The sequence below is a fragment of the Rathayibacter sp. VKM Ac-2803 genome (genome assembly GCF_009807175.1).
In the GTDB taxonomy this organism is placed as follows: domain Bacteria; phylum Actinomycetota; class Actinomycetes; order Actinomycetales; family Microbacteriaceae; genus Rathayibacter.
This window is the reverse complement of record NZ_WUCD01000001.1, coordinates 2,746,899-2,767,678: the sequence shown is the minus strand read 5'-3', so window position 1 is coordinate 2,767,678 and position 20,780 is coordinate 2,746,899. Positions and strand designations below refer to the sequence as shown.

Sequence of the window (20,780 nt, the reverse complement as noted above, 5' to 3'; positions counted from 1 at the left end):
CGCCTCTCCAGTGAAGGCGCCGTACCCGCTGCGGGCGCCGGACGAACAGCCACTCCCTCTTGTCCGTTCGGACGAAAAGGCTCCGTGCGCACGACGCGCGGCGCGGGGCAGCCGTTAGCGTCGGGGCATGCCCGCTCTCCTCCGTCGTGCCCGCCCCTGGCTCGACCTCCTCGTCGCGGCGGCATTCGGCGGGTTCTGGCTGTCGGCGGAGGCGGGGCGCATCGGTGGCGACGGCGGATCGGGCCGCGCCGCGCTCGTCCTGCTCGTCACCGCAGTCGTGGCCGCCTGTTCCTCAGCACCGTGGGTCGCCGTCGGGGCGTCCGCAGCCCTGGCCGTGTGCGCGGTCCTCCTGCCGGACACGGCTTCCAGCGGCATGGGATCGCTCGTCACCGGCCTCGTCTACGCCGCCGTCCGCACGGGCGCCCGTCCTCCGTCGCGGGCCGGAGTCGTGCTCTCCGCTCTGCTCCTCGTCGGCTCCGGCGCTCTCGCCTACCGAGCGGAGGGTCCCTTCGCGGCCGGAGTGCCGGTCGGCCTGGTCGTGCTCGGACTGGCCGGAGGGCACCTCCACCGCCTGATCCGCGGGCGCGCGCAGCTGCTCGTCGAGCGGCGCGCGCTCGAGCAGAGCCTCGACGACGCTGGCCGCGAGCTGACCCTCATCTCCGAGCGCTCCCGCATCGCCCGCGACGTTCACGACATCATGGCGCAGTCGCTGTCGATCGTCCTCGCCCAGGCGAACGGAGCCGCTTCGCTCGTCCGGGTCGACCCCGGGCGAGCCGAGACGTCCCTCGGAGTGATCTCCGACGTCGCTCGCGCGTCACTCGTGGAGGTGCGGATGCTCCTCGAGTCCATCGGGCCCGGCGCCGTCGTCCTCGACCAGCCGACGCTCGAGAGCCTCCCCGCGCTCGGTGAGCGGTTCCGCTCCGCCGGTCTCGCCGTCGACATCGAGGAGTCCGGGGCACGAGTCCCGCTCACCGGCGGCCAGCAGCTGGCGGTCTACCGCATCGTCCAGGAGGCGCTGACCAATGCGCTGCGGCACAGCGGCGACCGGCCGAACGCCCTCGTCCGGCTGCTCTGGAGCGGTTCCGCGCTCCTGCTCGAGGTCACCTCGCGCGGGCGGCCGGGCCGCGAGCCGTCGATCGGGTCGGGTCGGGGAGTCGTGGGGATGAAGGAGCGTGCCGAGCTCGCGGGCGGGTGGTTGACCGCCGAGGAGTCGCAGGACGGCGAGAGCTTCGTCGTCACCGCCTCGGTGCCGGCGCCTCCCGTCGAGGTGGCGCCGTGATCCGCGTGGCGGTCGCCGATGACCACCTGCTGTTCTGCTCCGGGCTGCAGATGCTGATCGACGCCGAGACCGATCTGGAGTTCGCAGGCGCGGCCTACACCGGCTCCGCCGCGGTCGCCCTGGCGCTCGGCGCGAGACCCGACGTCCTCCTCCTCGATGTGCGGATGCCGGTCCTCGACGGCATCTCGGCCGCCCGCCGGATCACGCAGGAGCCGGCCAACCGCACCCGGGTGATCATCCTCACGACCCATCAGCACGACAGTGCGATAGCCGAGGCTCTCGCCGCCGGCGCCGTCGGCTTCCTCATGAAGGACGCCTCCACCGAGCTGCTGCTCGGCACGGTCCGCGCCGTCGCCGCCGGCCGCACGATCATCGCCGGCGCGGGCCACCGCTCCCCGCTGCGCGACTACGTGTCCACCGTCGCGCCCGCGACTCCGGAGGCGCTCGCCGCTCTCTCCGCCAAGGAGCGGGAGATCTTCGCCTCCGCCGCCCAGGGTCGGAGCATCGCCGAGATCGCGGGTCAGGCCCACTTGAGTGAGTCGACCGTCAAGAGCCACGTCTCCAGCATCCTCGGCAAGCTCGGTCTCGCGTCCCGACTGCAGCTCGTCGCCTTCGCGCACCGGCACGGACTCGTCTAGCGCCTCAGGGCGTCAGCCCCAGCCCGCCGCCCCGCCCACCAGCGAGTCCGAGGCGATCCCCGCCGCCGCCGCGCGCTCCGCCGCCAGCCGCGAGCGGACCCCCGACGCGCAGTACAGCACCAGCGGTCCCGTGGGCAGCGCCCCCGGGTCGAAGCGGGACATCGGCATCCGCACCGCCCCCGGCACCGCGATCGAGCGGTCCTCGGAGTCCTCGCGGAGGTCGATCACCGTCGGCGGGCGCGATCCCGCCAGCCGCGCACGCAGCTCGGCGGCCGTCACCGCCCCCGCACCCACGAGCGGCGGAGGAACGGTCGGCACCGCGCGCGCGAGCGGCAGCTCGGTCCACGACCCGTCGAGCGCGTCGTGCACCAGCACCCGCCCGAACAGCGGTGCACCGACTCCCGTCACCAGCTTCACGACCTCGCTCGCCATCGCCGAGCCGATCGTCGCGCAGAGCGTCCCCAGGACGCCGACCGTGGCGCAGCTGTCGGCCGAGTCCTCCGCCTCCGGGTGCAGAGCCCGCAGCGTGACGCCTCCGCCCGGCGCCTCGGCCCAGAACGTCGAGAGCTGGCCGTCGAAGCCGAGGGCCGAGCCCCAGACGTGCGGGATGCCGGCGCGGGTGGTCGCGTCAGAGGCCAGATAGCGCGACCCGAAGGTGTCGAAGCCGTCGACGACAACGTCCCAGCCCTCGACCAGCGAATCTGCGTTCGCCGAGGTGAACGCGACGGAGAAGGCGCGCGCGTCGATCCCCGGCGCGAGGCGGCGTGCGGTCGCGGCCGCCGACTCCGCCTTCGACCGCCCGACCGAGTCGCCGTCGTGCGCAGTCTGGCGCGAGAGGTTCGACGGCTCGACGGCATCGGAGTCGACGATCCCGAGCCGCCCGATGCCGGCCGCGGCGAGCGCCGTGATCACCGGCGAGCCGATGCCGCCGGCGCCGAGCACCAGGACCCGCGCGTCCAGGAGCCTCCGCTGCCCCTCCTCGCCGAACAGGCGGATCTGGCGGGCGAAGCGCTCACGTTCGCCTGCGCTGAGATCGCTCACGCGAGCACCTTCTTCCACTGGCCCTCGACGGCGACGGCGGTGAAGCCCACGGCCTCGTTCACGGTGAGCATCGGGCGGTTCTCCTCGGCGTTCCAGGTGTAGACGGCCGAGCAGCCCGTCGCGGCGAGCTGCTCGAGGGCGTCGAGCTTCAGCAGCATGCCCAGGCGGTGGCCGCGGTGCTCCGGCAGCACGAGCGTGTCGCCCCACAGCGCGGGGCGGTCGGGCAGCAGATCGGTCGTGCAGTAGCCGACGAGCCGCCCGCTCGAGCGGTGCAGCGCGGCGGAGGCGAGCTCGACCCGTCCGCCGGCCGCTGCCCCGCGCTCGTGGGCCGCGAGCCGATCGCGGGTCCAGGTCTCCTCGGGCACCGACAGACCGGCCGACGGCGCCTGCGTGGACATCGCGGTGCGGAGGAGGAGCAGGTCGTCGATCCACTGCTCCGGTGTCGCCCCGCGCCAGTGCAGCACCTCGTAGCCCGCGCTGTGCTCGAGGGCGACGCGACGGCGCTCCTCGAGCGACGCGATCGGGAGCCGCGCGACGCTGACGCGCTCGACCTGCTCGAGACTCCAGCCCCGCTCAGCGAGCCAGCGCGATCCGGTGTCGGCGGAGGGGACCGAGCCCGCGCCCGAGAGCGGCTCCGTGCGCTCGCCGCCGGCGTCCGCCCGGTGCGCCGTCCAGGTCTGCAGCACGCGCCTGCCGAGATCGACCGCGTCCGCGCTCAGCCGCTCGAGCAGGGCCGTCCCCGCACCCTGTCCGCGCTCGTCGGGGAGCACCGCGATCGACAGCCACGCGGCGTCGTCCCCGGGCTCGGCGCTCCAGTGCAGCTCCCCGCCGCCGACGACGCGGCCGTCCCGCTCGGCGAGGTAGGCCCGCCGGGGCGAGAACTCCTGCTGCCGCCACTCCCCGAGGTTCGTCTCGGGGGCGTAGCCGAGGTCGTCGGTACCCGTGCCCTCGGCCTCGATCGCGTTGCCGATCGCGGTCAGGGCGACGAAGTCCTTCCAGCCGTCGGCGCCGGGGCGCTCCGGTATCGCGAGAGCGCGGACGGCGGTGCGGGTCACCTCCCCAGTGTGCACGGTCGCAGGCCTCGGAGATCCGGCCGCGCCCGCCTCCCGGGCCGGAGCGACCCCATCGAGTACCGTGGGGAGCGTTTTCGACCGGGAGCGAGGCGGGCGCGGGTGTATCTGAAGAGCCTGACCCTCAAGGGGTTCAAGTCCTTCGCTCAGCCGACCACGTTCGCCTTCGAGCCCGGCGTCACCTGCGTCGTCGGCCCCAACGGCTCGGGCAAGAGCAACGTCGTCGACGCGCTCGCCTGGGTGATGGGGGAGCAGGGCGCCAAGACCCTCCGCGGCGGCAAGATGGAGGACGTCATCTTCGCGGGCACCTCGACCCGCGGTCCCCTCGGCCGCGCCGAGGTCGCCCTCACCATCGACAACACCGACGGCGCTCTGCCGATCGAGTACACCGAGGTGACGATCACCCGCACGCTGTTCCGCAACGGCGGCAGCGAGTACGCGATCAACGGCCGCTCCTGCCGGCTGCTCGATGTGCAGGAGCTGCTGAGCGACTCCGGTCTCGGTCGCGAGATGCACGTCATCGTCGGACAGGGTCAGCTCGACGCGGTGCTCCACGCGACTGCGGAGGAGCGCCGCGGCTTCATCGAGGAGGCCGCCGGGATCCTCAAGCACCGCCGCCGCAAGGAGAAGACCCTGCGCAAGCTCGACGCGATGCAGGCCAACCTGACGCGTCTCTCCGACCTCGCGGGCGAGATCCGGCGCCAGCTCAAGCCGCTCGGCCGGCAGGCGGAGGTGGCACGGCAGGCGCAGACGATCGCGGCGGTCGTGCGCGACGCGCGGGCGCGCCTGCTCGCGGACGACGTGGTGACCCTCCGCACCGCCCTCGACGGCTTCGCCCGCTCCGAGAGCGAGCGCCACAGCGAGCGCATCGTGCTGCAGGAGAAGCTCGAGCAGGCGACGCTGCGGATGGCGCGCATCGAGTCCGAGATGGTCGGCGACGCGGTCGACGACGCCCGGCGCACGACGTTCGAGCTCGAGTCGGTGCAGGAGCGGCTGCGCAACCTGTCGGCGCTCGCCGGGCAGCGCCTCGCGATGCTCGAGCTCGAGGCGGAGCAGCCGGCCGCGCAGCCGCGGGTCACTCCGCAGCTGATCGAGGAGGCGGGGGAGGAGCTGGAGCGGCTGCGGCAGGCCGTGCTCGACTCCGAGGCGGCGTGGGCCGCGGCACAGCTCGCGACGCTCGCCGCCCGGCGCGCGCTCGACGCCGTCGACGACGAGATCGCCGCGCAGTCGGCGCTGGTCTCGCGGCACGATCTCGAGATCTCGAAGCTCACCGGACAGGCCGACAGCGCCGCCTCCCGACTGGCCGCCGTGCGGGGCGAGGTCCTGCGCGCCCAGAACACCCTCGACTCCGCGGTGCAGCGGCGCGAGGCGGCCCAGCGTCAGCTCGACGCCCTCGAGGACGAGATCGGCGAGGCGGGCGGAGGCACCGACGGCACGCTCGACGAGGGCTACGAGCTCGCGCAGTCCTCCGTCTTCGAGGCCGAGGGCGAGATCGAGCGCCTCCGCGAGGAGCTGCACGCCCTCGAGCGCGAGCGCGACGGACTCGCCGCCCGCACCAGCGCCCTCTCGCTCGCCCTCGACGTCTCCGACGGCTCGGCCGAGCTGATCGCGACGCGCCTGGACGGCATCCGCGGCAGGGTCGCCGAGCGGATCCAGGTGCGCCCCGGCTACGAGGCCGCGATCGCCGCCGCCCTCGGGGTCGCCGCCGACGCGGTCCTCGCCGACACCGTCGAGCACGCGGAGGCGGCGCTCGACGAGGCGGTCCGCCGCGATCTCGGGCGGGTCGAGCTGCTCGTCGCCGACGCGGCTCGGCCCCCGATCGGCATCGACGTCCCGGAGGGGGCGATCCGCGCGGGCGACCTCGTCACCGGGCCCGCCGGTGTCCTGGCGCTCCTCGAGCAGGTCGTCGTCGTCGACGACCTCGCCGTGGCGCGGAGACTGTGGCCGGCGTTCTCGGGCGGCGCGCACCCCGTCACCGTGGTCACCCGCGACGGAGCGGCGGTCTCCGACGTCGTCCTCAGCGGAGGCTCCGGCGGGCAGCGCAGCCGCCTCGAGCTCGTCTCCGAGCGAGACTCGGCCGCGAGCCGGCTGGACGAGATCGAGGGGAGCATCGACCGCCTCCGCTTCGACCTCGCCGAGCAGACCGGCGCGCTGAAGGCGGCGAAGGAGCAGTCGAGGCTCGCCCTCTCCGCGCTGCGCGAGCACGACGCCGCCCGAGCCGCTCACACCGAGCGCCTGGGCCGGGTCCGCGCGCAGCTCGAGGCCGCCGTCGCCGAGCACGGCCGCGGCGAGAAGGCGCTCGCCATCGCGTCCGAGCGCGTCGGCGACGCGGAGCAGGCGGCGCACCGGGCCAAGAGCGAGCTCGACACCGCCCGCTCCCGCCCACGGCCGATCCTCGACGTGAGCGGCCGCGACGGTCTGCAGGCCGAGGTCGACGCGGCGCGCGAGCGAGAGATCGAGGCGCGGCTCGGAGTCGAGACCGCGAAGGAGCGCGTGCGCGCCGAGCAGTCCCGCGGCGAGGCCCTCGCCCGCCAGCTCGCCGCCGATCGCGCGGCCGCCGACGAGGCCGCGCGCCGCGCAGTCCTCCGCCGGCGCCAGCACGACGCCGCGGCCGACGTGACCGGCGCGATCCCCGCGGTGCTCGCCTCCGTCGACCGTTCGGTGCAGCAGGCGCGCGCCGAGCTGGTGCAGGCCGAGACCGCGCGCTCGCAGCAGAACGCCGAGCTGCAGACGCTGCGGCGCGAGGAGGCCGCGCTGCGCGATCGCCTCCAGTCGGTGACCGAGAGCGTGCACGGACTCGAGCTGCAGATCTACGAGAAGCGGCTGCAGCTCTCCGGCCTGCTCGAGCGATCGGGTTCCGAGCTCGGCCTCGTCGAGGACGTGCTGGTCGCCGAGTACGGACCCGAGGTCGGCGTGCCCGACGAGACCGACTCAAACGCCCCCGATCGCCCGTTCGTCCGCGACGAGCAGCGCCGGCGCCTCGACAAGGCCGAGAAGCAGCTCGGCCAGCTCGGCCGGGTGAACCCGCTCGCTCTCGAGGAGTTCGCCGCGCTCGAGCAGAGGCACGTCTTCCTCACCGAGCAGCTGACCGACCTCACCAACACCCGCCGCGACCTCCTCACGATCATCGAGGAGCTCGACGAGACCATGCAGACGGTCTTCGCCTCGGCGTTCGACGACACGCAGGCCGCCTTCGCCGACGTCTTCCCGGTGCTCTTCCCGGGCGGCACCGGCAGCATCCGCCTGACCGACCCCGAGAACCTGCTGACGACCGGCATCGAGGTCGCGGTGCGCCCGGCCGGCAAGAAGATCGAGCGGCTCTCGCTGCTCTCGGGAGGCGAGCGCTCGCTCGCAGCGGTCGCCTTCATGGTCGCGATCTTCAAGTCGCGGCCGAGCCCGTTCTACATCATGGACGAGGTCGAGGCGGCGCTCGACGACGCCAACCTGGGTCGACTCTTGAGCATCTTCCAGGACCTGCGGACCTCGAGCCAGCTGATCGTGATCACGCACCAGAAGCGCACGATGGAGATCGCGGACGCCCTCTACGGCGTCTCGATGCGCCAGGACGGCGTGTCGGCCGTGGTGGGCCAGCGCGTGGAGGCGCCGGCGGTCTGACGCCGCGGCTCGCGTGCGGTCTGCAGGCTCCCGTGCGATCTGCAGGAGCCGGTGCGATCTGCAGGACTCCGGCGTGAGAGAGCGCGCTCAGCCGCACGGATCCTCTCGCGACACCGCCATCACCTGCAGAACGCACCTATCCGCGCCAGAGTGCCCCACCCCCGCGCCCCGGTACCCTGGACCCATGGCTGAACGCACCTCCTGGTCGCTCGGTCGCGCACTGCGCGGCCTGTTCGAGAAGCGCACGATCGACGACCAGACCTGGGACGACCTCGAGACGGCTCTGATCACCGCCGACTTCGGTCCGGACATCACCGAGGAGATGGTCGCCGACCTCCGCGCGAAGGTCGAGCGTTACAGCACGACAGATCCGCGCGACCTGCAGCGCATGCTCCGCGAGTCGCTCGAGGAGCGGCTGTCGAAGTACGACACGACGCTCAAGCTCAGCGAGCGTCCCGCCGTGATCCTGGTCGTCGGAGTGAACGGCGTCGGCAAGACCACCACCATCGGCAAGTTCGCCAAGTTCCTCCGCAACTTCGACCGCAGCGTCGTCGTCGGCGCGGCCGACACCTTCCGCGCCGCCGCCGTCGACCAGCTCGCCACGTGGGCTCAGCGCGCCGACGCGCAGATCGTCCGCCCGCAGCAGGAGCGTCAGGATCCGGCGTCCGTCGCCTTCCAGACCGTGCAGTTCGCGAAGGACAACGGCATCGAGATGGTCATCATCGACACCGCCGGCCGCCTGCACACCAAGGGCGGTCTGATGGACGAGCTGACCAAGATCAAGCGCGTCATCGAGAAGCAGGCGCCCATCTCCGAGATCCTGCTCGTCCTCGACGCGACGACCGGTCAGAACGGCCTCAGCCAGGCGGAGGCGTTCATCGAGCACGCGGGCGTCACCGGTCTGGTGATCACCAAGCTCGACGGCTCCGCCAAGGGCGGCTTCGTCCTCGCCGTCCAGGAGCGGACCGGCATCCCGATCAAGCTCGTCGGCCAGGGCGAGAAGATCGGCGACCTGACCGGTTTCACCCCCCACGTCTTCGCCCAGCAGCTCGTCGGCTGACCCTGGCGCTGGGAGAGCCACCCGACGAGAGCGCCGTCGGCTACCGCTACGACCGTCTCCCGCGCAGCGCGGCGGCCAGAGGGACGAGTTCGTCGTCGACGATCTCGACGATCAGTGCCGGCTGAATTCGGAAGTACTCGTGCACGATGACATTCCGGAGACCGGCGATCGACGCCCAGGGAACATCGGCGAAAGACCGGAGCTCGGCTTCAGGGAGCGTGCGCACCGCTTCTCCGATCACTGCCAGATTTCGGAGTACCGCGTCGAGCGCCATCCCCGAGAGAAGAGCATTTTCCTCTTCGAGGTAGGCGCGGTACTCGAGGCAGCGCTCGATCGCCGCGAGCATGTCGGAGAAGCGGTCGTCCGACGACCTGCTCACAGGGCGACCATGTCGCGATGGGCGGTGACGGACACGGCCTCGCGGAGCAGCGACTCCGCCACCACATCGACTCGCACACCCAGGATCCGGCTGAGCTCCTCCCCGATCCCCGCGACGCGCAGCAGCGGGTTGCCCGCGGCCGCGTCGAGATCGACGAACAGATCGACGTCGCTCTCGGTGTGCGCGTCACCCCGCGCGACGGAGCCGAAGAGTCGCGGATTGCTCGCGCCGTAGCGGGCGAGCACGTCGGACAGAGCACCACGGTGCGCGTCGACCGCCGCGCGCAGGGCGCTCGCTCGCTCCGTGACCGTCGACATGACGTCAGAATACGCGGGGCGTCTCTCCTCCGGTGTTGCTCCCCGGCCCCCACGGGTGCAACCCCACCGCGAGATGCCACTCCGGTACGCGACACGCCGCGGGAGGCGTACCGAAGTGGCATCTCGCGGAGCCGCGTCAGACCGCCTGCGAGAAGCCGAGAGCCGCGTCGGCCAGGTGCCGCAGGTGCTCCGGCACCGGCAGCCCCTTCGACTCCATCGACCGCGCCCAGAGCCGCCCTGCGCGGTAGGACGAGCGCACCAGCGGACCCGAGAGCACGCCGAGGAACCCGATGTCCTCCGCCTCCTCCTTGATCGCCACGAACTCCTCCGGGTGCACCCAGCGGTCGACCGGCAGGTGGCGCGCGGTCGGCCGCAGGTACTGCGTGATCGTGACGATGTCGGTGCCGGCGTCGTGCAGGTCCTGGAGCGCCTGCGAGATCTCCTCGCGCTCCTCGCCCATGCCGAGGATGAGGTTCGACTTGGTGATCAGCCCCGCCTCGCGGCCTTGGGTGAGCACGTCGAGCGAGCGCTCGTAGCGGAAGGCGGGCCGGATCCGCTTGAAGATCCGCGGCACCGTCTCGACGTTGTGCGCGAACACCTCGGGCCGCGCGTCGAACACGCGCTGGAGGTGCTCGGCGCGCCCGGTGAAGTCGGGCACCAGGATCTCGACGCCCGTCCCCGGCGACTGCGCGTGGATCTGCCGGATCGTCTCGGCGTAGAGCCACGAGCCCTCGTCGGGCAGGTCGTCGCGCGCGACCCCGGTGACGGTGGCGTAGCGGAGGTTCATCCGTGCCACCGACTCGCCGACGCGTCGCGGCTCGTCGGCGTCGTAGTCGGCCGGCTTCCCGGTGTCGATCTGGCAGAAGTCGCAGCGCCTGGTGCACTGCGCGCCGCCGATGAGGAACGTCGCCTCGCGGTCCTCCCAGCACTCGAAGATGTTCGGGCAGCCCGCCTCCTGGCAGACCGTGTGCAGCTCCTCGCTCTTCACGAGCGACTGGAGCTGCCGGTACTCCGGGCCCATCGTCGCCTTCGTGCGGATCCACGGCGGCTTCCGCTCGATCGGCGTCTCGGCGTTGCGCACCTCGAGCCGCAGCAGCTTGCGGCCGCCGATCTCGGCGCTCACGCCGCGACCCCCTCGGAGGCGATGGCCGGCGCTGCGAAGGCGGGTGCCGCCTCCGAGAACCTCGCCAGCACCCTCGCGCGCACGACCGCCATCGACGGCGCGCTGCCCCGCTCGCGCTCGATCGTGGTGACCCCCGCGTCGGCGATGCCGCACGCCACGATGCGCGAGTAGGGCTCGAGGCTGTTCGAGACGTTGAGGGCGAAGCCGTGCATCGTCACGCCGCCGGCGACGCGGATGCCGATCGCCGCGATCTTGTCGGCACCCGTCGCGCGCCGGATCCAGACGCCCGAGCGTCCGTCGACCCGCACGCCCTCGACGCCCAGGTCGGAGAGCACCGCGATCAGCGCACCCTCGAGCGAGCGGACGTAGGCGACCACGTCGACAGGCTCGCGCAGGCGCACGATCGGATAACCGACGAGCTGCCCTGGCCCGTGCCAGGTGATGCGTCCGCCCCGGTCGACGTCGACGACGGGGGAGCCGTCGTCGGGCCGCTCGTGCGCCTCGGTGCGCTTGCCCGCCGTGTAGACGGAGGCGTGCTCGCAGAGCACCAGGGTGCTCGGCCGCTCACCGGCCACGATCTCGGCGTGGAGGCGGCGCTGCAGCTCCCAGCCGTCGCGGTAGTCCAGGGGATCGGCGGAGTCGCCCGCCACGAGTGTCTCGATCACGCCGCCACCCTATTCTCTTTCTTGCACTGGACCCAGTTAATCGACCGGCACCGCGTTCCGACCGACCCCCTCCGCGGCTCCGGTAGAATTCAGGGCATCATGGCTACTTTCGGCACCCTCTCCGATCGACTCGTCGAGACGTTCAAGAACCTCCGCACCAAGGGCAAGCTCTCGGCCTCCGACGTCGACGGCACCGTCCGCGAGATCCGGCGCGCCCTGCTCGACGCCGACGTCGCGCTCGAGGTGGTCAAGGAGTTCACCGGCAAGGTGCGCGAGCGGGCCCTCGGCGACGAGGTCAACAAGGCGCTCAACCCGGCGCAGCAGGTCGTGCAGATCGTCAACGAGGAGCTCGTCGCGATCCTCGGCGGTCAGTCGCGCCGTCTCGAGTTCGCGAAGAGGCCGCCGACCGTCATCATGCTCGCCGGCCTCCAGGGCGCGGGCAAGACGACCCTCGCGGGCAAGCTCGGCAAGTACCTCGGCAAGGACGGCCACACCCCGCTCCTCGTCGCGGCAGACCTCCAGCGACCCAACGCGGTGCAGCAGCTGCAGGTCGTCGGCGAGCAGGCTGGAGTCGCGGTCTTCGCCCCGCAGCCCGGCAACGGAGTCGGCAACCCGGTCAAGGTCGCCCAGGAGGCGATCCGCTACGCCACCGACAAGCAGTACGACACCGTCATCATCGACACCGCCGGCCGTCTCGGCGTCGACGCCGACATGATGAAGCAGGCCTCCGACATCCGCCGGGTGACGAACCCCGACGAGGTGCTCTTCGTCATCGACGCGATGATCGGCCAGGACGCGGTCGCGACCGCGAAGGCGTTCCAGGAGGGCGTCGACTTCACCGGCGTCGTCCTGTCGAAGCTCGACGGCGACGCCCGCGGAGGCGCGGCCCTGTCGGTCGCGTCGCTCACCGGCCGTCCGATCCTGTTCGCCTCGACGGGTGAGTCGCTCGACGACTTCGAGCAGTTCCACCCCGACCGCATGGCGAGCCGCATCCTCGACCTCGGCGACGTGCTGACCCTCATCGAGCAGGCGCAGTCCGCGTTCGACGAGGACGAGGCGCGCAAGGTCGCCGAGAAGATCATGAGCGACTCGTTCACGCTCGACGACTTCCTCAGCCAGATGCAGCAGCTGCGCAACATGGGCTCGATCAAGAAGATGATCGGCATGCTCCCGGGCGCGAAGGGCATGCGCGAGCAGCTCGACCAGTTCGACGAGCGCGAGATCGTGCGCACCGAGGCGATCATCCAGTCGATGACGAAGGCCGAGCGCCTGAACCCCAAGCTGCTCAACGGCTCGCGCCGCCTGCGCATCGCGCGCGGCTCGGGCATGACCGTCACCGACGTCAACCAGCTCGTGATCCGCTTCGAGCAGGCCGCGAAGATGATGAAGACGGTCGCGAAGGGCGGGATGCCCAACGTCCCCGGCATGGGTCCAGTGCCCGGCGCCGGCTACGGCGGCAAGCCGAAGCCGCAGAAGAAGAAGGCCGGCTCGAAGTCGGGAAACCCTGCCAAGCGCGCGGCCGAGAACGCGGCGCTGGCCGCGGGGCCCCGTCCCTCGGACGCCGGAGGCTCGGGCTTCGGGCTCGGCGGCGGCGCCGGCAAGGGCGCGGCGCAGCCGACGCCGGAGGAGCTGGAGCAGCTGCAGAAGCTCCTCGGTCGATGATCCGCCGAGTGCTCGGCGCCTCCGCGGTGCTCGCGGTCGCGCTCGGCCTCGCCGGCTGCGCCGAAGGGTCGGGAGTCGACGCGATGGCGGCTCCGGCGCCGGAGGACCTCGTCGGACGCTGGGTGACCGGTGTGTCGTACGACTCGCCGGAGGTGCCCTTCCTCCTGATCGCCGACGACGGCACCTGGACGGGATCCGACGGCTGCAACGGTGCGCAGGGGGAGTGGTCGATCGACGGCGAGGGCGCACTCTCGGTCGAGGCCGGCATGAGCACTCAGATCGCCTGCGACGGCGTCGCCCTGCCCACGATCTTCAGCTCGTCGGCGATGGCCTCGATCGACGGCGGACGCCTCCGCCTCTTCGACGACGCCGGCGCGACCACCGTGAAGCTCGCGCGCTCGACCACCGACGAGAGCCCGACGACGGCCCCCGATCCGGCCGGCGAGTAGTGCGCACTGCATGCTGGTCGAGTAGCCCCGCCACCATGCTGGTCGAGTAGCCCCGCCACCATGCTGGTCGAGTAGCCCCGCAGGGGCGTATCGAGACCCACCGACTTCAGCAGGTGAGGCGTCCGCCCTCACCTTCTGACGGACGTGGATCTCGATACGCCCGCTGCGCGGGCTACTCGATCAGCGAGGAAAAGGCTCCGCCCGAGAGATGAAGTGCACCCCTTCCCCGTCACCCTCGAGGTCTAGCGTGAAGGCATGACAACCGCACCCGCGCGCCCCGTCCGCATCGGCGTCCAGATCGCCCCCCAGCACGTCCCCTACGAGGTCATCCGCGACACGCTCGCCGAGATCGAGGACATGGGCGTGGACATCGCCTTCAACTGGGATCACTTCTTCCCCCTGTCGGGCGAGCCCGACGGCCTGCACTTCGAGGGTTGGAGCATGCTCGCCGCCTGGGCCGAGCAGACCAGCAGGATCGAGTTCGGCCCGCTCGTGACCTGCAACAGCTACCGCAACCCCGATCTGCTCGCCGACATGGCCCGCACCGTCGACCACATCAGCGCCAAGGGCGCGGAGGGTCGCCTGATCTTCGGCATCGGCTCCGGCTGGTTCGAGCGCGACTACCAGGAGTACGGCTACGAGTTCGGCACGGCCGGCTCTCGCCTCGACGAGCTGTCCGAGGCGATGCCGCGCATCCGCAGCCGCTGGGAGAAGCTCAACCCGGCTCCCACCCGCGACATCCCCGTGATGATCGGCGGAGGCGGCGAGAAGAAGACGCTGCGCATCGTCGCCGAGCACGCCGACATCTGGCACAGCTTCTCCGACGTCCCGACGCTCGAGCGCAAGCTCGGCGTGCTGTCGGAGTGGTGCGGCCGCGTCGACCGCGACATGGCCGCCATCGAGATCTCGACCGGCGCGAGCGTGCGCGGCGGAGTCGGCGACGCCTCCTTCGGTGTGCTCGACGAGCAGTTCGAGCTCGGCGCGCGCCTCTTCACCCTCGGCATCACCGGTCCGGACATCGATCTCGCGCCGGTGCGCGAGCTCCTGTCCTGGCGCGACGGCAAGAACGCCTGACGCGTCGCCGGCTGATGGGGCCGTGCGCCGAGGGCGTGCGAGCCCCCTCCGCTGTCGGAGCGGGCTCAGTCCGGCGCGTCCGTCGCCCGCACGTCGGTGGGCGCAGCCTCCGAGAGCCCGGCCTTCTCGATCGCCAGCGCGAACGCCTCGGCGAGGGCGAGCTGACCGGCCTCGGTGGGGTGCACCCCGTCCGCCGCGAGGAGCCCGTCCGCCCGCAGCGGGTCCGGGTACTCCAGGGCGGTGCCCCCCGCCGCGGTCACGGCCGCGACGAGGGCCGCGTCGTACGCGTCGAGGTCGGCGGGGCGCGGATCCGGCCCCCAGACCGAGTCGAGCGCGATCAGCCGGGCCGAGGGCACCGCGTCCGCGATCGCCGCGACGGCCGGAGGGATCGCGTCGGTCACCACATCGCTCGGGGAGCCGAGGTCGTTGCTGCTCGCGATGACGACGACCACATCGGGATCCGTTCCGGCGATCTCCTCGCCGCGGTCGCCGATCGGCTCGCCGCACGCGCCGGGCTGCACGAATCCGCCGCCGTCGCAGCCGAGGTTGGTGACGCTCCAGCCGAACGCGTCGCCCGCGAGGATCGGCCAGGCCGCCTCGGGCTCGAGCCCGTAGCCCCGCACGATGCTGTCGCCGACGACCGTGATGCGCGATCCAGCCGGGATCGGCGTGCCCGGCAGGAGCCGCTCCGGATCGGCGCCCGTACTCGCGCTCTCGCTCGGACGAGCCGTGGTGGTCGCATCGGCGGTCGCCGCCGGGAGCGCCGCCGAGCATCCCGCGAGAGCGAGCACCCCGAGCAGCGCCACCGCCGACGGCACGCCCGCGCGCCTCATGCCCGAGGGTCCCGGAGTCCGTCGCGCAGCTCGCCCGCCAGCGCCCGGACGACGGCCCTGAGGTCGCCGTCGTTCTCGGCGGCGGTCCGCAGCTGCCGCTGGTAGCTCGCACCGGCGACGAGGATCAGCTCGACGTCGGCGAGCTCCTTCGCGCAGTCGAGCCGCTCGGCGACGGGGGCGAGGGTCTGCAGCAGAGCGCGGATGTCGTCGGTGACGAGGCGCTCGGCCCCTGCCGCGTCGAGGATGATCTCGGCGTCGAGTCCGTACCTGGCCGCCCGCCACTTGTTCTCGCGCACGTACCAGGGCTGCATCGTCGGCAGGTCCTCGCCGGCGTCGAGCCGCGTCGAGAGGTGCTCGACCAGGCACTGGATGAGCGCAGCGACCGCTCCGATCTCCTCCGCGGACGACAACCCGTCGCAGGCCCGCATCTCGAGCGTGCCCCACTGCGGCGACGGGCGGACGTCCCAGCGCACCTCCGTGTGGTCGTCGATGACGCCGGTGCGCATCATGTCGTCGACGTACTCCTCGTAGTTCGCCCAGGCGCCGAACTGCGGAGGCAGCCCGGCGGTCGGCAGCTGCTGGAACATCAGCGCGCGGTTCGACGCGTAGCCCGTGTCGACCCCGCCCCAGAACGGGCTCGACGCCGAGAGCGCCTGCAGGTGCGGGTAGTAGTCGAGCAGCGAGTTGAGGATGGCGAGGACCTTGTCGCGATCCTCGATGCCGACGTGCACGTGGATGCCCCAGATCATCATGTTGCGGCCCCACCACTGGGTCCGGTCGATGAGCCGGTGGTAGCGCTCCTTGTCGGTGATGCTCTGGTCGTACCACTGCGCGAACGGATGCGTCCCCGAGCAGACGAGGTCGAGCCCCATCGGGTCGGTGATCTCGCGCACCTGCCGCAGCTGGTCCTGCAGGTCGGCGACGGCATCGCGCACCGTGTCGTGGACTCCGGACACGAGCTCGACCGTGTTGCGCAGGAGCTCGCCGGTGATCTGCGGATGCGGTTCGCCGTCGTCGCCGCGGAGAGCCTCGAGCACGACATCCGCGACGTTGGCGAGGTCGCCGGTCTCGCGGTCGACGATGGCGACCTCCCACTCGATCCCGAGGGTCGAGCGGGCGGAGGGGGCGAAGCTGATCTCCATGACGGCGTCCTCGTCGATCCGGCGCCCGCAGGGTCGGGGCGCGCGTGGACATCCTCGCATCCGGTACCCGGGCGACGCCTCCGACGCGCTCCCGGCGGCGCTCAGCGGCTCCCGCAGCATGTGCTCGGGTGTCGGGCCCGCAGACCGGGCGTTTTTCTGGCAGAATGATCCGTCGGGTCCGAGGCGGTCGACCCTCTACTCACCGCCGACGAAACCCCCTCGAGCTTCCGGCCGGGTGTGCCCCCACGCTCACGGCTCAGTTCATCCATCACCGACCATCATCTGGTCAACGACCACACAGGAGAATTGTGGCTGTCAAGATTCGTCTGAAGCGCCTCGGCAAGATCCGAGCGCCCTACTACCGCATCGTCGTCGCCGACTCGCGCACCAAGCGCGACGGCCGCGTGATCGAGGAGATCGGCAAGTACCACCCGACCGAGGAGCCCTCGTTCATCCAGGTCGACTCGGAGCGCGCGCAGTACTGGCTCGGAGTCGGCGCGCAGCCGACCGAGCAGGTCGCCGCGATCCTCAAGCTGACCGGCGATTGGGGCCGCTTCAAGGGCGACGCCGACGCCGTCAGCACCGTCAAGGTCAAGGAGCCCAAGGCTCCCTACGTCATCGACGCCAAGAAGAAGCCCGTCCTCAAGCCGAAGTCCGAGGCTCCGGCCAAGGTCGCCGCGCCCGAGGCCGACGCCGCCGACGAGACCTCCACCGAGGCGTAGTCGATGCTCGCTCCTGCCGTCGAACACCTCGTCAAGGGGATCGTCGAGAACCCCGATGAGGTCCGTGTCGTGGCTGCGAGCTCCCCACGCGGAGAGGTCCTCGAGGTGCGCGTGCACCCCGAGGACCTCGGCCGCGTGATCGGACGTTCCGGCCGCACCGCCAAGGCCGTCCGCACCCTGGTCGCCGCTCTCGCCGACGGGCGTCGCGTGCGCGTCGACGTCGTCGACACCGACAAGTAGAGGTGTCGATCCCCGAGACGGGCACGACGCAGCTCCGCGTCGCCCGATTGACCAAGGCCCACGGGCTCAAGGGCGCGATCAAGCTCGAGCTCTACACGGACGAGCCCGACAAGCGCTTCACGCCCGGCGCCTCCTTCACGCTCCAGGTGCCCCGCACCTCCGAGTGGCACGGCAAGAAGCTCGAGCTCGTCGAGCTCCGCTGGTACAACAGCCACGCCGTCGCCTTCTTCAAGGGCATCGAGGACCGCAGTGCGGCCGAGACCCTCCTCAAGGCGATCCTCTGGATCGACGAGGACCTGCAGACCGAGCCGGGCGACGACGACAGCTGGTACGACTACCAGCTCGTCGGCCTGAAGGTCGTCCGCGACGGAGTCGAGGTGGGCACGGTCCGCCGCGTCGACCACTTCCCGGCGCAGGATCTGCTGATCGTCGCGACCCCCGCGGGCGAGGTGATGGTGCCGTTCGTGAACGCGATCGTGCCGTCCATCGATCCCGTCGCCGGCGTCGTCACCGTCACCCCTCCGATCGGCCTCTTCGAGGAGGCGCCCGAGGAGGAGCCTGCCGAGATCGATCTCTCCGGCGTGGACCTCGCCGATCCGGCGCTCACCGCGCAGGAGCCGGCCGACGAGGCCGCTCCGGTCGACGAGATCGAGACCGTTGATGCCACCGCTCAGGAGGAGCCCCGGTCGTGAAGATCGACATCGTCACGATCTTCCCCGAGTTCTTCGGAGTGCTCGACATCAGCCTGCTCGGGCGTGCGCGTCAGAGCGGGCTGATCGAGCTCGGCGTGCACGACCTGCGCTCCTTCACCCACGACCGGCACCGCACCGTCGACGACACGCCCTACGGAGGCGGTGCCGGCATGGTCATGCGGCCCGAGCCGTGGGGTGAGGCGCTCGACGCCCTCGTCGACCCTGCGGTCGACCCCGTCGTCGTCTTCCCGTCGCCCGCCGGCGAGCTCTTCACCCAGGCGACCGCCCGCGAGCTCGCCCTGGAGTCGTCCATCGTCTTCGGCTGCGGCCGCTACGAGGGCATCGACCAGCGCGTCGTCGACCACACCGCCTCGCGAGCGCGCGTGCGGCTGATCAGCCTCGGCGACTACGTGCTCAACGGCGGCGAGGTCGCCGTGATGGCGATGATCGAGGCCCTCGGACGGCTCGTCCCGGGCGTCGTCGGCAATCCCGCGAGCCTCGTCGAGGAGAGCCACTCCGACGGCCTGCTCGAGTACCCGAGCTACACCAAGCCGGCGTCGTGGCGCGGACTCGACGTCCCTCCGGTGCTGCTCAGCGGCAACCACGGAGCCATCGCCGCGTGGCGCCACGAGCAGAGCGTCGAGCGGACCCGCCGCGTCCGTCCCGAGCTGCTGCCCTAGTCCTCCGGCCCCGCCCTCAGCGCCAGGTGGCGCTCTCGCAGCGCGAGGAACAGCGGGAAAGCGAACGCCAGCGCGACCAGCGGTGCGAGCAGCACCAGGACCCACACGCGGCGCATCCCGACGCGGCGCCCCTCGACGACCATGAACGCGACGGCCGCGATGGCCACGATGAGCAGGTCGGTCGTGATCGACGACACCGCGGGGCCGCCTCGGGTGAGATCGCCGAGGAAGTCGACGCTCTCGAGCACGGCGCGGATGTTCCACGTCCACGTGCCGACGAGGCCGGCGATCGCCAGCACCAGGTAGATCAGGGCGAGCGGCGTCCAGCCGCGACGGAGCGCACTCATCGAGCCGCCTCCTGTCGCTGAACCAGTGCCGCGACGGTGCTCCCGACGAGCAGCGCGGCGACCACTCCGCCGACGGCGAGGGTGAGGGCATCGGGAGTCGCTATGGACTGGCCGCGCAGGGCCTGCCAGCAGGTCAGTGCGACCACGGCGGCCCACGCGATCGAGGCGATCGCGACCAGGCGGAGGCGCGTCGTCGCGCTCCGCAGCCTCCGCACCCGCGGCGCGAGGCGGTCGAGACCGATCGCCAGCAGCGGGAGCCCCTGAAGGGCGTGCATGCCGACGAAGTGCGGGATCCGCAGGTCGCCGCCGGTGGTGCTCCAGCCGAGCAGGGGGAGGCCCGCTCCGCCGTCGTCGACGCCGACCGCGTGGGCACCGGCGATCCCCTGGTAGTCCGAGAGCTGCGACGCCGTCGGACCCGTCATCAGGAACGCGAGCGCCATGCCGACGAGGCCGATCACGAGGCCCGCGCGGACGGCCAGCGTGAGGGCCGGATCCGGCAGCGGCACCCGCACGAGCAGCGCCGCGAGCACGACGGTCACCAGCCAGACGACCACGATCGAGACGGCCATCGCGCTCCACATCGCCGTGTGCAGCGGAGTCGAGACGTTGAAGTGGCTGGTCTCCCCGACGGCGGCCGCACCTGCGATGATCACCATCTCGATCACCAGTCCGACCACGGCGACGGTCCCGAGCGCGGAGGCGAGTCGCCGGCGGCGGGGGAGGAGGCCGATCAGCCAGGCGAGGGTCACCGAGTACACCGCGATCGAGAGGCAGAACTTGAGCGGCTTCGCCCAGAGCGGCTGCCCGCCGAGCTCGCGAGGGTCGACGACCAGGGCGACGACGCAGAGAGCGGCGCCGATCGCCGTCACGATCGCCAGAGCGAGCAGCGGCCGGTGCGGTGCGGGTCGTCCGGAGGCGCTGCTCGCTGCGAGCCGCGTGGTCGCGACGCTCACCGTCCGGCTCCCGCGCCGAAGCGGGCCTTCGTCTCGGTCGCCTGCGCGATCCGGCGCAGCGACTGCAGCACCACGTCGCCCATCGCCGTGCCGACGGCGGCGATCGACGCCTGCTCGCTGACGCTCGTCCGGGCCTCGAGCTCGTCGAGATCGGCGCGGGCGACGATCCGGGCCGCCTCCGCGTAGCTCTCGAGCCACGCCGGGGTCATCGCGCCGCCTGACACCTCGAGAGCGTCGAGCGCGCGCGCCGCCGTGGCGACCGCGGGGTGTCCGCAGACGTCCTCGCCGACCAGCGAGCGGACGCGGTCCACCGCCTCCGCCGACGCAGGTGTCGCCGAGTCGGCGTTCGCCGAGACGACGTCCTGCGCGACCTCGAACGCGACCGAGGGCGGATCTCCGCGGTCGAGCACGGTGGTGATGCGCTTGGCGCCGGCGATGCCGACTCCGCCGCTCTCGATCAGCGCCCGCAGGAGCCGCAGCCGCGCGAGGTGCCCGTCGCCGTAGTCGGCCCGTTGCGGACCGGAGGGGAGGCCGGGGGCGAGGATCCCCTCGCGGATGTAGTACTTGATCGTCGCCACGCTGATGCCGCTGGCCTCGCTGAGCTCGGAGATGCGCATACAGAGAGTATGACTATCCGATAGTGCCGCTGTCCACCACGCGCACCTCCGGCTCGCGGAATCCCATTCGGCTCGCAGAAACCGCCGATTCTGACGAGCCGAACTCGATCCGACGAGCCCGGGATGCGGGCCCGACGACCTCCGGGTCGCAGAAGCACGTTCGGCTCGCAGGAACTGCGGAT

The 20,780-nt window shown here is 71.9% G+C and carries 22 protein-coding genes; 11 read left to right on the top strand and 11 right to left on the bottom strand.

The window, feature by feature from the left end; translation table 11 throughout:
* The first annotated feature begins 127 nt into the window (after positions 1–127).
* Together GRS96_RS12960 and GRS96_RS12955 are read left to right on the top strand one after the other, a co-directional pair.
* Positions 128–1,279 carry a sensor histidine kinase gene (locus GRS96_RS12960; RefSeq protein ID WP_159853994.1) on the top strand — a complete coding sequence of 384 codons (1,152 nt, stop codon included), beginning with the start codon at positions 128–130 and terminating at the stop codon, positions 1,277–1,279.
* Positions 1,276–1,917, top strand: a complete 642-nt coding sequence (locus tag GRS96_RS12955) for a response regulator transcription factor (RefSeq protein ID WP_159853992.1) — start codon at positions 1,276–1,278, stop codon at positions 1,915–1,917. Before GRS96_RS12960 ends, GRS96_RS12955 begins: the two co-directional genes overlap by 4 nt.
* A 12-nt stretch (positions 1,918–1,929) precedes the next feature.
* On the opposite strand, the gene GRS96_RS12950 is transcribed toward GRS96_RS12955, so the two are convergent.
* Positions 1,930–2,958 (bottom strand): HesA/MoeB/ThiF family protein, encoded by a 1,029-nt coding sequence (locus GRS96_RS12950; protein ID WP_159988671.1) that lies wholly within the window; start codon positions 2,956–2,958, stop codon positions 1,930–1,932.
* Positions 2,955–4,013: a GNAT family N-acetyltransferase gene (locus GRS96_RS12945; protein WP_159988670.1), complete on the bottom strand. Its 1,059-nt coding sequence runs from the start codon at positions 4,011–4,013 to the stop codon at positions 2,955–2,957. The genes GRS96_RS12950 and GRS96_RS12945 overlap by 4 nt, the downstream gene beginning before the upstream one ends.
* 117 nt (positions 4,014–4,130) lie before the next feature.
* Here GRS96_RS12945 and smc point away from each other — a divergent pair, with 117 nt between their 5' ends.
* Complete coding sequence (gene smc, locus GRS96_RS12940) at positions 4,131–7,643, top strand: chromosome segregation protein SMC (RefSeq protein ID WP_159988669.1); 3,513 nt, start codon at positions 4,131–4,133, stop codon at positions 7,641–7,643.
* A gap of 184 nt (positions 7,644–7,827) precedes the next feature.
* Positions 7,828–8,703, top strand: a complete 876-nt coding sequence (gene ftsY / locus GRS96_RS12935; protein WP_159853985.1) for a signal recognition particle-docking protein FtsY — start codon at positions 7,828–7,830, stop codon at positions 8,701–8,703.
* Positions 8,704–8,749: 46 nt separating this feature from the next.
* Here ftsY and GRS96_RS12930 read toward each other — a convergent pair whose 3' ends face one another.
* The 4 genes from GRS96_RS12930 to lipB form a co-directional block, all read right to left on the bottom strand.
* Complete coding sequence (locus GRS96_RS12930) at positions 8,750–9,049, bottom strand: HepT-like ribonuclease domain-containing protein (protein WP_159988668.1); 300 nt, start codon at positions 9,047–9,049, stop codon at positions 8,750–8,752.
* Positions 9,050–9,078: 29 nt separating this feature from the next.
* Positions 9,079–9,399 carry a nucleotidyltransferase family protein gene (locus GRS96_RS12925; RefSeq protein ID WP_159853981.1) on the bottom strand — a complete coding sequence of 107 codons (321 nt, stop codon included), beginning with the start codon at positions 9,397–9,399 and terminating at the stop codon, positions 9,079–9,081.
* A 136-nt stretch (positions 9,400–9,535) separates the two neighbouring features.
* Positions 9,536–10,522 carry a lipoyl synthase gene (lipA, locus tag GRS96_RS12920; RefSeq protein ID WP_204162084.1) on the bottom strand — a complete coding sequence of 329 codons (987 nt, stop codon included), beginning with the start codon at positions 10,520–10,522 and terminating at the stop codon, positions 9,536–9,538.
* Positions 10,519–11,187: a lipoyl(octanoyl) transferase LipB gene (lipB, locus tag GRS96_RS12915; protein WP_159853979.1), complete on the bottom strand. Its 669-nt coding sequence runs from the start codon at positions 11,185–11,187 to the stop codon at positions 10,519–10,521. Before lipB ends, lipA begins: the two co-directional genes overlap by 4 nt.
* A 99-nt stretch (positions 11,188–11,286) precedes the next feature.
* On the opposite strand from lipB, the gene ffh reads away from it, so the two are divergent.
* The 3 genes from ffh (at position 11,287) to GRS96_RS12900 (ending at position 14,372) form a co-directional block, all read left to right on the top strand.
* Positions 11,287–12,849, top strand: coding sequence for a signal recognition particle protein (gene ffh / locus GRS96_RS12910; protein ID WP_159988667.1), 1,563 nt, complete (start codon positions 11,287–11,289; stop codon positions 12,847–12,849).
* Positions 12,846–13,298 carry an META domain-containing protein gene (locus tag GRS96_RS12905; RefSeq protein WP_159853975.1) on the top strand — a complete coding sequence of 151 codons (453 nt, stop codon included), beginning with the start codon at positions 12,846–12,848 and terminating at the stop codon, positions 13,296–13,298. The genes ffh and GRS96_RS12905 overlap by 4 nt, the downstream gene beginning before the upstream one ends.
* Before the next feature lie 255 nt (positions 13,299–13,553).
* The gene (locus GRS96_RS12900) at positions 13,554–14,372 is read left to right on the top strand and encodes an LLM class F420-dependent oxidoreductase (protein WP_159853973.1); all 819 of its coding nucleotides are present in this window, start codon (positions 13,554–13,556) and stop codon (positions 14,370–14,372) included.
* A gap of 65 nt (positions 14,373–14,437) precedes the next feature.
* Here the strand turns inward: GRS96_RS12900 and GRS96_RS12895 are convergent, their stop codons facing one another.
* Both GRS96_RS12895 and GRS96_RS12890 read right to left on the bottom strand, forming a co-directional pair.
* Entirely contained in the window at positions 14,438–15,205 is a 768-nt protein-coding gene (locus GRS96_RS12895) for an SGNH/GDSL hydrolase family protein (protein ID WP_159988666.1), read from the bottom strand.
* A complete protein-coding gene (locus GRS96_RS12890) occupies positions 15,202–16,347 on the bottom strand; it encodes a glutamate--cysteine ligase (RefSeq protein WP_159988665.1) in 1,146 nt (381 codons plus the stop codon). Before GRS96_RS12890 ends, GRS96_RS12895 begins: the two co-directional genes overlap by 4 nt.
* 308 nt (positions 16,348–16,655) lie before the next feature.
* On the opposite strand from GRS96_RS12890, the gene rpsP reads away from it, so the two are divergent.
* From rpsP to trmD, 4 genes are read left to right on the top strand one after another with little or no spacing between them, the layout of a single operon-like run.
* Positions 16,656–17,069: a 30S ribosomal protein S16 gene (gene rpsP / locus GRS96_RS12885; protein ID WP_159853967.1), complete on the top strand. Its 414-nt coding sequence runs from the start codon at positions 16,656–16,658 to the stop codon at positions 17,067–17,069.
* A 3-nt stretch (positions 17,070–17,072) separates the two neighbouring features.
* On the top strand, positions 17,073–17,309 hold the full coding sequence (locus GRS96_RS12880; protein WP_056044115.1) for an RNA-binding protein: 237 nt from the start codon (positions 17,073–17,075) through the stop codon (positions 17,307–17,309).
* 2 nt (positions 17,310–17,311) lie between these two features.
* A complete protein-coding gene (gene rimM / locus GRS96_RS12875) occupies positions 17,312–18,001 on the top strand; it encodes a ribosome maturation factor RimM (RefSeq protein ID WP_159988664.1) in 690 nt (229 codons plus the stop codon).
* The gene (gene trmD / locus GRS96_RS12870) at positions 17,998–18,681 is read left to right on the top strand and encodes a tRNA (guanosine(37)-N1)-methyltransferase TrmD (protein ID WP_159988663.1); all 684 of its coding nucleotides are present in this window, start codon (positions 17,998–18,000) and stop codon (positions 18,679–18,681) included. Before rimM ends, trmD begins: the two co-directional genes overlap by 4 nt.
* On the opposite strand, the gene GRS96_RS12865 is transcribed toward trmD, so the two are convergent.
* From GRS96_RS12865 to GRS96_RS12855, 3 genes are read right to left on the bottom strand one after another with little or no spacing between them, the layout of a single operon-like run.
* Positions 18,678–19,028 (bottom strand): DUF2834 domain-containing protein, encoded by a 351-nt coding sequence (locus GRS96_RS12865; protein ID WP_159988662.1) that lies wholly within the window; start codon positions 19,026–19,028, stop codon positions 18,678–18,680. The two genes, trmD and GRS96_RS12865, sit on opposite strands and share 4 nt — an antisense overlap.
* Positions 19,025–19,981 (bottom strand): hypothetical protein, encoded by a 957-nt coding sequence (locus tag GRS96_RS12860; protein ID WP_159988661.1) that lies wholly within the window; start codon positions 19,979–19,981, stop codon positions 19,025–19,027. Before GRS96_RS12860 ends, GRS96_RS12865 begins: the two co-directional genes overlap by 4 nt.
* Positions 19,978–20,598: a MerR family transcriptional regulator gene (locus GRS96_RS12855; RefSeq protein WP_159853957.1), complete on the bottom strand. Its 621-nt coding sequence runs from the start codon at positions 20,596–20,598 to the stop codon at positions 19,978–19,980. The genes GRS96_RS12860 and GRS96_RS12855 overlap by 4 nt, the downstream gene beginning before the upstream one ends.
* Between the last annotated feature and the right edge of the window lie 182 nt (positions 20,599–20,780).